The organism is Mesorhizobium sp. BHscii (assembly GCF_053848065.1).
Genome location: NZ_JBSPKW010000007.1, coordinates 132,287 through 144,549, shown reverse-complemented (window position 1 = coordinate 144,549; position 12,263 = coordinate 132,287). Strand labels below are relative to the sequence as shown.

The window sequence follows — 12,263 nt, the reverse complement described above, 5'->3', positions numbered from 1 at the left end:
CCGATCTTTCCAGTAAACGCCGGAGGGGCCTTTCGTGCGCGCGATGCCGGTCTTGATGATCGGCCATCCAAAACGGCACAAGAGGTAGTAAGTCCTTGCTCGCGCCAGGACCACCAACGGCAGCTTTTGGGTTCCTGACCCCTCGGCTTGACCGACCGACTTGTGGCGCGTTGCCGACTATCGAGGCCCAACTAATCCGAGCATCGGCCCCGCTTCTTGTTGGGATTGGGATACCTGAACGAGCCCAAGACAAAGCCATCGCCGCGAGAGCACTGGCTTCGCTCTTAATCAGGTTTTTTGTCTGGCGCTCGGCTAACCGGAACTTCGCTTGGCTCGGGACTGGTTTCCAGTATCGACTTCCTTAGGGCGTGGCCAATGTAGCTCTTGAGGTAAATGCCAAGATCCGCATTTCCGCGCCAGTAACCGTCAATCCATCGGTCAGGCCCGAGAGATGGCTTCAGATGCTTTCTAACATAGTGCAGTTGGTGTTCGCGGTGCTCGGATTTATTGCTAGTAGCCCCACCCCCATGAACACCGGGCCTGATGTGACATTGGTGCCATTTTAGGTGCGGGACCTCGATTCCATTCTCTGCCGCAAGGCGGATTACCCTTTTGTCGGTATTGTGTGCGCGTAAATCTGTTAGGCCTGGCTGGTTGATGATGCAAAGAAACTTCTCAACCAAGACGAGGCCGGCGAAAATGCCTTGGAGCTTATTCTCGGACGGGATCGAGTCATCGCCGAAGGTTATCTCGTCTGAGCCAGGCAAAAAGGCAGCTTGCCAAGCAACGGCGATCCTCCCATCGTCCTGCTCAGCTATGCTGTTCACAGACACTCTGCCATTAGTCTCTCGCTCTTGGCATGCGAAAGCGATGCGCCGCCCCCTGATCCTCGTCTCTATGAAGGTGCGAGGCGCAGGGAGGCGCGCATTCGCACTAAACCCGCTGTCAGGCGAGTCCGCCCTGCGCATTTCAAAAGCCATCGACGTCAGTGCCGAACACTCCAGGAATTGCGCCGCAGCCAATGCGCGCTGGGTCGGTTCATCGCCCATCCTGAATATTTTGGTTGCCAATGGCGTCAATTCGGCCCGCTCCCCTGTTTTTTGGTCTGATCGCTCCGGACACTGCAAACCTCGCGTGTGATTTCGACCGAGTGTAGATGTTGCGGAAATGGAACTGGTTGACAAGTGTGGCTGCTTTTGGGGACGACCGTGACCACACGGACGACCGAAATGTGGGCGCATTGCCGCCATTCGCTGTGGTGTTTGCCTGCCAGACCTAAGACGCAAGCACGGGGCTGTCCAAATCTTTGGCGACCGAAATTCGGAATCCCCACCCGAAAAGGCAAAACCTTCCGTCCGCCTACACCTACCAGCTGCGTTTGGGATGAGTCGCAACAGGGGACTTGAAAAAGGGAAGTCACCCAAGTCAGTCGGCTGCTCGACCAAGCTCCACTACTTTCGGCCGATGCGAGTCCAATCTTTTCTGACTTTGTCCGACTTCTGCGTCGTCCGACAAACTTGGCGCACCCGACAGGATTCGAACCTGTGACCTCTGCCTTCGGAGGGCAGCGCTCTATCCAGCTGAGCTACGGGTGCTTTCAGGATCGGCGATCCGGAAAACGAAGCAGCCGGTAAACCGGCCAGCCACGGCTTCTTAGCGGAAGCAGGCGCAGGCTTCAACGGGCAAGTGGCAGGCGGCAGGGCTGCAAACTCGGAATAACGCATTTTCGGATTGCTCATTCGACGGAGGCCCGTGATCTGGAGCCTGCCATGACCCTCGAAGGTGCGAGAAGCAGGCCCGCAGGCTGGCAACCTGCGATTTTATCGGACCTCTGAAGAATGGCACCGATGCCTGAAATAAAAAACCCGCCTCGGCGGGCGGGCGCAAATCAGCACTATGAATAAATTCCTAGCATAATTGCCGTCACCTGTCAAGTTGAAACCACCGATCAAGAGCTCGCCCCCCGCCGAACGTCACGCCTCACTGCTCCCCGGCATACAGCAGCCGTGTCGTCGTGTTCGGTGCCGGCGACAGGTTGCGCTGGATCAGCGCCTCGACGTGGTCGTTGCGCTGGCGCGCGCTGTCGGCGCCCATCACCACGAGGATCAGCCGGCGGCCGTCGGCATCGTAGGAGGTGACGATGTTGAAGCCGGAGGCTCTGATATAGCCTGTCTTGATGCCGTTGACGCCGCGGACGCGGCCGAGCATGTCGTTGTGGCCGCGCACCAGCCTGCCGCGGAACATAAAATCGCTTTCGGAGAAATAGTGGAAATGCTGCGGGAAGCGGGTGCGCAGCGCCATGCCGAGCACCGCCATGTCGCGCGCCGTCGTCAGCTGGCCGGCGTCCGGCAGGCCCGAAGCGTTACGGAAGACGGTGCTGCGCATGCCGATCTGGCGCGCTTTGGCCGTCATCATCGCGGCGAACGCGTCTTCGCTGCCGCCGAGATGTTCGGCGACGGCGACCGCCACGTCATTGGCCGATTTGACGGTGATCGCCCGGATCGCCGATTCGACGTCGATCGTCTCGCCGCGCCTGAAGCGCAGCTTGGTCGGCGGCTGCCTGGCGGCGTTGTCCGACACCGGGATCAGCGTCGTCTTGCTGACGCGGCCCTGCTCCAGCGCCTCGAACAGCAGGTAGAGCGTCATCATCTTCGTCAGCGACGCCGGATAGCGCGGCGCCGACGAATTGGCCTCGAACAGAGTCTTGCCGGTGCTGGCATCGATGACCACAGCCGCATATTTCTGCGCCGGCGCCGGCACAGCCAGCATCGTTTCAGTCGGCGTCGTCGCGCAGCCGGCGACGAGCCCCAGCAGCGCAAACACCGCGACAAATCTTTTGATGAGCAGAAAGAGGCGCGGTTTGGACACTGTTTTGAAGGTAAGCCGTTGCTGAAATGAATGGGAAACTAGCCTAACCCTAATGGCCCGTCCATTTGGTTAATGCCGTTCTTCAGAGCAATCGCTTCAGGTTTGAATTTCCCTCCCGGGCGTTGGCGCCGCCCCTCATTGCCCTGCCGGGCATTTCTCCCCGTATAGTGACGGGGAGAAAACCGCCTTCGCGAACGGTTTCGCCAATCACCAGCGTTCGCAAGAAGGGCGCCGGCATTGCGGCCAGCCCCTTTCTCCCCGTTTACGGGGAGAAATGCCCGGCAGGGCAATGAGGGGCAGCGCCGACGATCGACAATTGAGCTCCACATGGAGTTCCGGCCTGACGTGAAATACCTGGACTGCGCTTGCGCAACCGGCACCGAGCGGGTTTGCTGGCGCCGGCAGAATCAGCAGGTGCGCCATGGATACGCTCACGATCAAGGCAAAAGGCATTTCGGTAACGGTCGATCTCACAGTCGGCCATCTCGCCGATATGACGGTCGATATCGACGGGCGCCGGCTAAAACCGCTGCATCGCGCGCCGTGGATCGACGAGCCGCGCGAGACGCTGCCGCAAGACCTGCCGGCCGGCACCGTTCGCCTGTCCGGCGATTTTCTCTGCGCGCCGTTTTCGCGCAGCGATGTCGAGGAAGCACCCCTGCATGGCTGGCCGGCCAACAGCCCCTGGGATGTCGTCGCCTCCGAGGCGACTGCCGACGGCTGGCGCGCGGTCTTCAGGCTGCGGCACTTGGTCATGGGCGCCACGGTCGAGAAAATCCTGACCCTGCGCGACGACCATCCCTTTCTCTACCAGGAACATGTCTTTTCCGGCGGGTCGGGCGGCATTTCCGTCGCGCATCATCCGATGACGGTGATGAAGGACGGCGGCAGGCTGGCTTTTTCGCCGAAGCGATTTGCGGCAACGCCGGACGACCCGCTCGAGCCTGACCCGGCCCGCGGCCGTTTTCTGCTCGCCTATCCGGCCCGCTCTGCAGACCTGACGCGTTTTCCCGCCGCCGATGGCGGCACGCTCGACCTGACCGACTATCGCATGGACCAGAGCCGAGAGGATTTCGTCACGCTGGTCGAGGCCGACCATGGCGGGCCGGGATGGACCGCACTGGCGCGAAAAGCGGAAGCCGATCTCGTTGTGGTGCTGAAGAACCCGGCCGAACTGCCGGTCACCATGCTGTGGGTCAGCAATGGCGGGCGCGACTACGCGCCGTGGAGCGGCCGCCATCGCGGCGTGCTCGGCATCGAGGACGGCCGGACCGCGCTCGGCCATGCCGCGTCGCTCGGTGACAACTGGCTGAAGCGGGAAGGGGTGGCGACCGCCTTTGCCCTTGGCGAAGGCCGCAGCGTCTCGTTCCGCCACGTCATCGGGGCACTGCCTCAAGAAGCCGGCGGCGAGCCGCCGCGCGACATCGCCACCGCGCAGGGGCATATGCGCATTGCGGCTGCCGACGGTTCGATGCGGGACGTCGCTTTCGACGGCGATTTCCTGAGGATTGGCAGGTCGGTCCCAGCTTGAGCGCTCGCCTCCCCACCTTCGTCATCCCAGGGCGGAGCAGGAGCGAAGCGACGTCGCGGAGACCCTGGGATCCATGCCGTGACATCAGCCGAGGAATGCGGCGGAACAGAATAAAAGCGCTCTGTAGCGATCCTTCGCGCCCCCCTCTGTCCTGCCCTCTTTGCCAAAACTTGGCATCTCCCCACTTGGGGCCCACTTGGGGGGATATCGGCAGCTTCGCGGACAAAGTCCTTTTTGCAAGGCTGGTAGTTGGCGAAATCAGTGATGAAGGCCAATCTCCCTCCTTGTGGGGGAGATGTCCGGCAGGACAGAGGGGGGCGCTGTCCCTCCGCGATCAAAGGCTCTGCACCGCTGCGGCGCCCTGATGTCATGGCATGGATCCTGGGGTCTGCGCCGCGTCGCTTCGCTCCTTGCTCCGCCCCAGGATGACGAAGGGAGGTTCGTTTCGGCCAATCTCGAACTTTGCGATCTGCCAACGGACAACGCCCAATCCCGCGTTTGAAATTCCCGCGAATTATCGCCAAGATGCGATCCAAAACACCCGGCCAGAAAGGCTCCGATGTCCGAGATTGCCCACCTCGCCGCCACCATCTTCAAGCGCGCCGGCAAGGCGCAGCGTTTTGTCGTTGCCATCGCCGGTCCTCCGGGCGCCGGCAAGTCGACGATTTCGGCCCGCCTGCATGAACTGCTGCCGGAAGGTACGGCCGAAATCGTGCCGATGGATGGCTTCCATTACGACGATATCGTGCTCGAGCAGCGCGGCCTCCGCGCGCGAAAGGGCGCTCCGGAAACCTTTGACTTTGCCGGCTTCGAAACCTTGCTGAAGCGCATCCGCGCGGCCGAGCCCGACATCGCCATTCCGGTGTTCGACCGCAGCATGGAACTGTCGCGCGCCGCTGCTTCGATCATCGCCGCCGACACCAAGTTCATCCTGGTCGAAGGCAACTATCTCTTGCTTGACGAAGAACCCTGGTCGCGACTGACGCCGCTTTTCGATTTCTCGATCTTCGTCGACGTGTCGCGCGCTGAGCTCGAGCGTCGGCTGCTTGAGCGATGGCATGAGCATGGCCGCTCCGACGAGGACGCCCGCGCCTGGATCGCCTCCAACGACATGCCCAACATCGACCGCGTGCTTGCCCGCCGGCGCGCCGCCGATCTGGTAATCGGCGATCAAGCCTGATTCGCAGGACGGCCCGCGCCTGGAACCTTAGGACATTCCGGCCGTTATGTCAGATACGGCAATGATGCTGACATGAGGAAAACTGTCCCATGGCAACTCCGATGGCAACCAAGGCAAGAAAGCCTGCGCCCGGCAAGGGCAGGGCAACTCGATCAAAGGCAACTGAGTCAAAGGCCACTGAATCGAAGACGGGCGCTGGCCCGGCGGTCGCCGCCCGCTCCAAGGATGCGGCAAAGCCCAGTTTTGGCAAGGCAGCACCGAAGAAAGTGACACCGACCGCAGCCAAGGCCACGGCAAAACCCGCCAAGCCGAGGAAATCGGCAAGCGGCGGCTCGATGGCAGACAGCGCAATGCGCACGGTCAAAACGACGGCCAATGTCGCAGCCGGTGCGGTTGTCGCCACCGCCAAGAGCGCTGCATCCCTTGCTGCTTCCGTCATGGGCAAGGGCGGCTCAAAATCCAAAGCCAAGACAAAATAGGCCGAGCCTCTTCTCGGCGCCTGCGGGCCTGTTGAGCTAGCTCCTGGCGGGGATACTAAGACCCTTTTGCACCGCCGGCCGGGCAAGGCCGCGTTCCAGCCATGCCGCGACATTGCGAAAGTCGTCGAAGCCGACAAGCTCCCTTGCCTCGTAAAAACCGATCAGATTGCGCACCCAGCCCAGCATCGAGATATCGGCGATGGTGTAGTCGTCGTCCATGATCCAGCTGCGGCCCTTCAGCCTCGTCTCGAGCACACCGATCAGCCGCCGCGATTCGTCGCGATAGCGCGCCAGCGGCCGCTTGTCGGCGATTTCGCGTCCGGCGAATTTGTGGAAGAAGCCGACCTGCCCGAACATCGGCCCGATCGAGGCCATCTGGAAGAACACCCACTGGATCGTTTCGTAACGCCGCGCCGGGTCGGCCGGGATCAGCCTGCCGGTCTTGTCGGTGAGATAGAGCAGGATGGCGCCGGATTCGAACAGCCCCATCGGCTTGCCGCCCGGGCCATCCGGATCGATCATCGCCGGGATCTTGCCGTTGGGGTTCAGCGACAGGAATTCCGGCGTCCAGCTTTCTTTCTTGCCGATGTTCACCGCATGCGCCTCGTATGGCAGGCCGAGTTCCTCCAGCGCGATCGACACCTTCACACCGTTCGGGGTCGGGAACGAATAGAGCTGGATGCGGTCGGGATGGCTGGCCGGCCAGCGCGTGGCGATCGGAAAGGCGGACAGGTCGGTCATCGAAACTCCTGGGCGGGATTTTTCGCGCGCAAGCGCGCGGTCGCGGCGAGTGGCAACAAGTCTCGCCGTATCTGGGAACCGGTTGCGGTCAGACCGCCTTGAACGCCAGCACCGCATTGGTGCCGCCGAAGGCGAAGCCGTTGCTGATCGCCGCGCGCACCTTGCGCTCGCGCGCCACATTCGGCGTGATGTCGAGATCGCAATCGGCGTCGGTTTCGCGAAAATTGGCCGTCGGCGGCACGATGCCTTCGCGGATCGCCATCACGCAGGCGATCAGCTCCAGCGCGCCCGACGCGCCGAGGCAGTGGGCGTGCATCGATTTGGTCGAGGAGATCGAAAGCCTGGAGGCATGATCGCCGAAGACGCGCTTGATCGCCGCCGTCTCGATCTGGTCGTTGGCCTTGGTGCCGGTGCCATGCGCGTTGATATAGTCGATGTCTTCCGGGTTCAGCCTAGCATCGACGAGGCAGAAGCGCATCGCCGCCTCCGGCCCTTCGATCGTCGGCGCGACGATGTCGGAGGCATCGCCGGAAAGGCCGGCGCCGGCAATTTCGGCCAGAATCGTGGCGCCGCGCGCCATGGCATGCTCGTAGGTTTCCAGCACAACCATGCCGGCGCCTTCGCCGAGCACCAGGCCCTGGCGATCGGCCGAAAACGGCCGGCAGGTGTCGGGCGCCAGCACCCGCAGCGCCTCCCAGCCTTTCAGGATGCCCCAGACCAGTGGCGCATCGGTGCCGCCGGCGAGCATGATATCGGCGCGGCCGAGCCTGATCTGGTCGACAGCCGAGGCAATGGCGTGGTTGGACGAGGAGCAGGCCGAGGTGATGCCGAAGACCGGTCCGCGCAGGCCGAGATTCATGCTGACATGGCCGGCCGCGGCACCCGGCATCACTTTCGGCACGGTGAAGATGCCGGCGCGATTCTTGCCTTCGAGCAGGATGGCGCGATAGCTCTCTTCAATCGCCTCCCAGCCGCAAACGCCGACGCCGACGATGGCGCCCATCCGGTAGGTGTTGGCTGCGTGCGAGGTCAAGCCAGCCTGTTGCGCGGCTTCCCGCGCGGCGATCGTCGCCAAAAGGCTGAAGCGATCCATCGACACGACCTGCTTGCGGTCGATACCGTGATCGGGAAGCGTCTTGATTTCGCAGCCGACCCTGACTTTCAGGTCATGCAGCTCCGAATTGACGATCGGGCCGATGGCCGAGCGGCCGTCGCGCATCTCGCCCCAGATTGCGGGCGCATTGGTGCCGAGCCCGCATATGCCGCCGATGCCGGTAATGACGACGCGCTTGTGCATTCAGTCAGGCTTTATTCGCGATCAGCGCGCGAACCGCCTCGACCATGTCGCCGACGTTCTTCAGGTTGCTCCAGGCATCGACCGTGTTCATCTCGATCTCGATGCCATACTGTTCCTCGAGATCGAAGATGATCTCCGTCAGTTCCAGCGAATGGATGCCAAGTGAGGTCAGTTCGGTGCTGGTGGTGATTTCTTCGCCACCCGGCTCGGCATGAGCTTTGATCTTCGCGATGATGTCCGTTGCCAGCTGGTCAGCCATTCGGTTCCTTCCCCAACCTCGTCGTTTCTCGACGCCGACTGATCAGCGCCTTTCTTTTCCCCAGGTTCAGATCGTCACCGTCGCCTTTTATCCCGCCAGGCGCTGTGTGACCGTACCAAGACGGCTCCTCTATAGAAACCGAAACGTTGTCAAGCAACAAGCTATATGTCGACAAAGCCGGCGGTGTGGTCTGGATTTGAGGTTCCTACGACTTTGATGGCACCAGCGGTTAGGAACCTCAAATCCAAACCATACCAGAATCCAATAAGTTGCCAGCGCATGACCCCGGAAACCGGAATCGTTTCCGGAAAGGATCATGCGCCAACTGGAAAGTGCTGGAGCGTCCTTTGCGCGTCCAAGGGGACGCGCGGCGCTCCAGTATGGCTTTGAATCCGAAATTCGTTCATTACGCTGCTCCAAAGTGATGCGAATTTCGGATTCAAACCATATGAGTGTGGTTATCGTTAGCGCCATGGATATGATCGAACGTGGCCTGACCTTTGTCCCGCCGGCCCAGCGCGTCGCCGGAACGGCGCAGCTTGCTTGTGAGAAGAATGGCGGCCGCACGCGTCTTCGGCGGCTTTATCAGGATGGTTCCGCCAAGATCCGCATGCCGGCCGTCTCGGCCGATCCGCTCGAAGCCGTCCTGATCAACACCGCCGGCGGGCTGACCGGCGGCGACCGCCTCGGCTGGGAGGTCGATGTCGGCGCCGGCGCCTCCGCCACCATAACCACCCAGGCCTGCGAGAAGGTTTACCGCGCCGCCTCCGATCGTGCCGAGGTGCGGGTGAAGCTGACAGTCGGCGCCGGCGGCCGCATCGTCTGGCTGCCGCAGGAAACCATCGTCTTCGAGCGATCGGCCTTTGCCCGCAGGCTCGACCTGGAGCTTGCCGCCGGTGCCGAGGCGCTGGTGCTCGAGGCGACCGTCTTCGGCCGCCTCGCCATGGGCGAACGCGCGGCGCACGGCAGCTTCCACGACCGCTGGCGCGTCAGTCAGGAAGGAGCGCTCGTTCATGCCGAGGATTTCCGCATCGGGCCTAGCATTGCCGCGATTCTGGGCCGTTCCGCCGTGGCCGGTGGCGCCATCGCCATGGCGACGTTGCTGATGATCTCACCGCGGGTGGAGACTTTTCTGGATCCGGCCCGGGACATCATCGGCGGCCAGGGCGACGCCAGCGTCTGGAGCGTGAAGAAATCTGGCAAGCTTCTTGCGAGGCTGTTTGCCGAGGACGGCTACCAGCTCCGCAAGCGGCTGGTTCCGCTTGTCGAATTGCTCAACGGACGGGCGGGTCTGCCCAAATTATGGTCACTCTGATTCCGATTATGCCATTGCAATTTACGCCATCCTAGGGAAACGCATGAACCTGACGCCAAGGGAAAAGGACAAGCTGCTCATCGCCATGGCGGCGATTGTGGCGCGCAAGCGGCTCGAACGCGGCGTCAAGCTCAATCACCCGGAGGCGATCGCGCTGATCACCGACTTCGTCGTCGAGGGCGCCCGCGACGGCCGCCAGGTCGCCGAGCTGATGGAGGCCGGCGCCCATGTCGTCACCCGCGCACAGGTGATGGAGGGCATTGCCGAGATGATCCACGACGTCCAGGTCGAGGCGACGTTTCCCGACGGCACCAAGCTGGTGACCGTGCACGAACCGATAAGGTGAGGAGAGGAAAATGCTTGAACTGCGCCCCAACTGCGAATGCTGCGACAAGGACCTGCCGCCTGAGGCGACGGATGCGCTGATCTGCACCTTCGAGTGTACCTTCTGCACCGATTGCGCGGCGAACGTGCTGGGCGGCGTCTGCCCGAATTGCGGCGGCAATTTTTCAGCACGCCCGATCCGGCCGGCAGCGATGCTGAAGAAGCATCCCGCCTCGACAAAGCGCGTCCTCAAGGCCGAAGGCTGCGGCCCGGCCCGCAAGGCCGCGTGACGGCACGGTCCTGATAACGGAAGGCATATCGATGGTTCCCGCAACGATCAAACGCACGTCGCTCTCGGCGATCCTGCTTCTCGCCGCCGCAATGCCCGCCCATGCTCATGTCGGCATCGGCACGACCGCGTCCCTGTCAGCCGGCTTCATGCATCCGCTCTCCGGCCTCGACCACATGGCGGTCATGATCGCGGTCGGGTTGTGGGCGGCGCTCAAGGGCGGCAAGGCGGTTGTCGCCTGGCCGCTCGCCTTCGTCGGCGTCATGCTGGCGGGCGGCGCGCTCGGCATGCTGCAGGTGCCGGTGCCGTTCGTCGAGCCGGGCATACTGGCGTCCGTCGTCGCGCTGGGACTGGTGGTCGCCCTCGCGGTCGATCTTCCGGTCTCGGCCGGCGTCGCCATCATCGGCCTGTTCGCGCTGTTCCACGGTCACGCCCATGGCATCGAGGTGCCTGAAAACGCCGGTGGGTTCGGCTATATGGCCGGCTTTGCCGTCGCCACCGCGCTGCTCCATGCCGCCGGCCTCGCCGCCGGTCTTGGCCTCGGCACTGGGTTTCGCGGCCTTGCCCGCGCCGCTGGCGGCGCCTGCGCTGCCGTCGGTGCCGGCCTCGCCTTCGGCGTCTTGTGAGGCTGGCGATGATCCCGGGCGAAATCATCACGGCAGGCGGCGAAATCGAACTGAACAAGGGCCAGCCGACCGTCACCATGAAAGTGGCCAACAGCGGCGACCGGCCCGTCCAGGTCGGCAGCCACTATCACTTCTTCGAGACCAATGAGGGGCTGAAATTCGATCGCGACAGGGCGCGGGGCATGCGCCTCGACATCGCCGCCGGCACGGCGATGCGCTTCGAGCCCGGCCAGGAGCGCGACGTCACGTTGGTGCCGCTCGGCGGCAAGCGGGAGGTCTACGGGTTCCAGCAGAAGATCATGGGCGCGCTGTGAGATCGAAGGCGTCGAGCAGTTTCGGCTCAGCTGGGCGGCTTGGCCGCCGCGTAGATGACGACCTTTCCAGGATCATCGAATTCCACGGCGAGAACGTCTTCGGTCTGCACGCGTCGAGAGTCGATGGCGTTGAACAGCAATGCGTTCGCCTCGATCTCCTCGCGCAGTTCCGCAATGTCGTCCTGGTGCTGTTCGACCTTGCTTTCTATCGCCGGCGGCAGACCGCCTTCCGTGCGCGCGGCGTCGGTGAGGAACACGATATCGACTTTGTCGAGCTTGGATGTTTTGCGCACCGTACCGATGTTTTCACGCGTCCGGTCGATCGCCGTGGCGACTTTGCCGGCTTCCACAGCCGTGTTGGTCTCTTCCTGGCCAACCTCCGAGCCGATGATCTTGTTGACCGTATCCGGGGCTTCCAGACCCTGTGCATTCAGCGCGGCCTGGGGAACGCTCGCCGCGAGAAACGCAGTGGCGGCAATCATATGCAGCCATCTGGTGTCGGGGAAGGTGGTGATCGCCATCGCTCGCTCTCAGAGCCTCTTTCGAGACTCGCTTCTACGCCAAAAAGTCGAAACGTATTCTGCCCTGCGAAGGTTCCCTCCCCGATGCGGCAGGCCGGCCTCGTGCCGGCCCGCCACAGCGTATCGTCAGCTCGCTTTCTTGGTGATCAAGGTCAGCGCGCCATTGGTGTCCATGCTGGCGGCGATCACTTGCGCCGAGGTGAGTCCCTTGGCTTCGAGCGCGGATTTGACCTGGGGCGTCGCGTCAATCGAGCTGCGCAATTTCTGCAGGCCGTCCTCGCCGCGCTTGGCGATCACTTCGTTGACCTTCGTCTGCGTTTCCTTGGGCAGTTCCTCGATGTCGACGACGTTCACGGTCTGAATCGCCGGCGCTTTCGGCTGAGCGCCGGGCGCCGCGGGAGCGGGCGAAGCCGGCGGCTCGCTGGGTTGCGGCGCCGGCTGTTGCTGGGCGCTGGCAGCGGTCGCGAGCAGGAGGGTGGCGGCGGCTGCGAGACTTATCGTTTTGCGCATGGATCTTCC

General features: G+C 62.9%; 14 protein-coding genes and 1 tRNA gene. 7 read left to right on the top strand and 8 right to left on the bottom strand.

The window, feature by feature from the left end:
- Positions 1–1,518: 1,518 nt before the first annotated feature.
- Together ACWTU7_RS12835 and ACWTU7_RS12830 are read right to left on the bottom strand one after the other, a co-directional pair.
- Positions 1,519–1,595 (bottom strand) — tRNA-Arg (locus tag ACWTU7_RS12835).
- Positions 1,596–1,980: 385 nt separating this feature from the next.
- Positions 1,981–2,868, bottom strand: a complete 888-nt coding sequence (locus ACWTU7_RS12830) for a D-alanyl-D-alanine carboxypeptidase family protein (RefSeq protein ID WP_455838797.1) — start codon at positions 2,866–2,868, stop codon at positions 1,981–1,983.
- 421 nt (positions 2,869–3,289) lie between these two features.
- Between ACWTU7_RS12830 and ACWTU7_RS12825 the strand changes: the two genes are divergently transcribed.
- Together ACWTU7_RS12825 and ACWTU7_RS12820 are read left to right on the top strand one after the other, a co-directional pair.
- A complete protein-coding gene (locus ACWTU7_RS12825; RefSeq protein ID WP_455838796.1) occupies positions 3,290–4,399 on the top strand; it encodes a hypothetical protein in 1,110 nt (369 codons plus the stop codon).
- A 559-nt stretch (positions 4,400–4,958) separates the two neighbouring features.
- Positions 4,959–5,579: a nucleoside triphosphate hydrolase gene (locus ACWTU7_RS12820; protein WP_455838795.1), complete on the top strand. Its 621-nt coding sequence runs from the start codon at positions 4,959–4,961 to the stop codon at positions 5,577–5,579.
- A gap of 49 nt (positions 5,580–5,628) precedes the next feature.
- Here ACWTU7_RS12820 and ACWTU7_RS12815 read toward each other — a convergent pair whose 3' ends face one another.
- The 4 genes from ACWTU7_RS12815 to ACWTU7_RS12800 all read right to left on the bottom strand — a co-directional run bounded on the left by ACWTU7_RS12815 (position 5,629) and on the right by ACWTU7_RS12800 (position 8,355).
- Complete coding sequence (locus ACWTU7_RS12815) at positions 5,629–5,988, bottom strand: hypothetical protein (protein ID WP_455838794.1); 360 nt, start codon at positions 5,986–5,988, stop codon at positions 5,629–5,631.
- A gap of 106 nt (positions 5,989–6,094) precedes the next feature.
- Entirely contained in the window at positions 6,095–6,799 is a 705-nt protein-coding gene (locus ACWTU7_RS12810; RefSeq protein WP_455838793.1) for a glutathione S-transferase family protein, read from the bottom strand.
- Between the two features lie 88 nt (positions 6,800–6,887).
- Entirely contained in the window at positions 6,888–8,096 is a 1,209-nt protein-coding gene (locus tag ACWTU7_RS12805; RefSeq protein ID WP_287093136.1) for a beta-ketoacyl-[acyl-carrier-protein] synthase family protein, read from the bottom strand.
- A gap of 4 nt (positions 8,097–8,100) precedes the next feature.
- Complete coding sequence (locus ACWTU7_RS12800; protein WP_065011664.1) at positions 8,101–8,355, bottom strand: acyl carrier protein; 255 nt, start codon at positions 8,353–8,355, stop codon at positions 8,101–8,103.
- Between the two features lie 472 nt (positions 8,356–8,827).
- Between ACWTU7_RS12800 and ACWTU7_RS12795 the strand changes: the two genes are divergently transcribed.
- Genes ACWTU7_RS12795 through ACWTU7_RS12775 form a run of 5 tightly spaced genes read left to right on the top strand, consistent with a single transcriptional unit; the run spans position 8,828 to position 11,223 of the window.
- Positions 8,828–9,670, top strand: a complete 843-nt coding sequence (locus ACWTU7_RS12795) for an urease accessory protein UreD (RefSeq protein ID WP_455838867.1) — start codon at positions 8,828–8,830, stop codon at positions 9,668–9,670.
- A gap of 43 nt (positions 9,671–9,713) precedes the next feature.
- Positions 9,714–10,016, top strand: a complete 303-nt coding sequence (locus ACWTU7_RS12790) for an urease subunit gamma (RefSeq protein WP_023801505.1) — start codon at positions 9,714–9,716, stop codon at positions 10,014–10,016.
- A 10-nt stretch (positions 10,017–10,026) separates the two neighbouring features.
- A complete protein-coding gene (locus ACWTU7_RS12785; RefSeq protein ID WP_455838792.1) occupies positions 10,027–10,284 on the top strand; it encodes a DUF1272 domain-containing protein in 258 nt (85 codons plus the stop codon).
- Between the two features lie 31 nt (positions 10,285–10,315).
- Positions 10,316–10,909, top strand: a complete 594-nt coding sequence (locus ACWTU7_RS12780) for a HupE/UreJ family protein (protein WP_455838791.1) — start codon at positions 10,316–10,318, stop codon at positions 10,907–10,909.
- Between the two features lie 8 nt (positions 10,910–10,917).
- Positions 10,918–11,223, top strand: a complete 306-nt coding sequence (locus ACWTU7_RS12775) for an urease subunit beta (RefSeq protein WP_455838790.1) — start codon at positions 10,918–10,920, stop codon at positions 11,221–11,223.
- Between the two features lie 26 nt (positions 11,224–11,249).
- On the opposite strand, the gene ACWTU7_RS12770 is transcribed toward ACWTU7_RS12775, so the two are convergent.
- Together ACWTU7_RS12770 and ACWTU7_RS12765 are read right to left on the bottom strand one after the other, a co-directional pair.
- Positions 11,250–11,744: a hypothetical protein gene (locus tag ACWTU7_RS12770; RefSeq protein WP_455838789.1), complete on the bottom strand. Its 495-nt coding sequence runs from the start codon at positions 11,742–11,744 to the stop codon at positions 11,250–11,252.
- Positions 11,745–11,870: 126 nt separating this feature from the next.
- The gene (locus tag ACWTU7_RS12765) at positions 11,871–12,254 is read right to left on the bottom strand and encodes a hypothetical protein (protein WP_455838788.1); all 384 of its coding nucleotides are present in this window, start codon (positions 12,252–12,254) and stop codon (positions 11,871–11,873) included.
- Between the last annotated feature and the right edge of the window lie 9 nt (positions 12,255–12,263).